Source organism: Streptomyces telluris, assembly GCF_024519335.1.
GTDB lineage: Bacteria > Actinomycetota > Actinomycetes > Streptomycetales > Streptomycetaceae > Streptomyces > Streptomyces telluris.
In genome coordinates, this window is record NZ_JANIID010000107.1 from 1 (window position 1) to 325 (window position 325).

A 325-nucleotide genomic window follows, 5' to 3' on the forward strand; every position below is an offset into this window, starting at 1 on the left:
ACGCTCGCGTGCGTAAAGGACGTGTGCGTAAAACGTTCGGGCCGTCTCTAGCTCGCCTTGGTCCTGCAATACAGCAGCCAGGTTGTTTAGTGACGTCAATGTCTTTGGGTGATCCTCGCCAAGGGTCCTTCGATAGGTCGTCAAGACCCGTTCGTGGAGTGCGCGAGCTTTTTTGAGTTCGCCTTGGTCTTGCAGCAAGGCAGCCAGGTTATTGATCGACGCCAGGGTGTTTGGATGATTTTCGCCGAGGGCTCGCTCACGAGTCAAGGCCAACTGTTCGTGAATTTGAATAGATTCGGCAGCGAAGGCGCTTAGCTGCTCGATG

General features: G+C 54.8%; 1 protein-coding gene. It reads right to left on the reverse strand.

What is annotated here, in order from left to right; genetic code table 11:
- A partial coding sequence (locus NQU55_RS36310) for a tetratricopeptide repeat protein (RefSeq protein WP_256791888.1) occupies nucleotides 1-325 on the reverse strand: 325 nt, incomplete at both ends.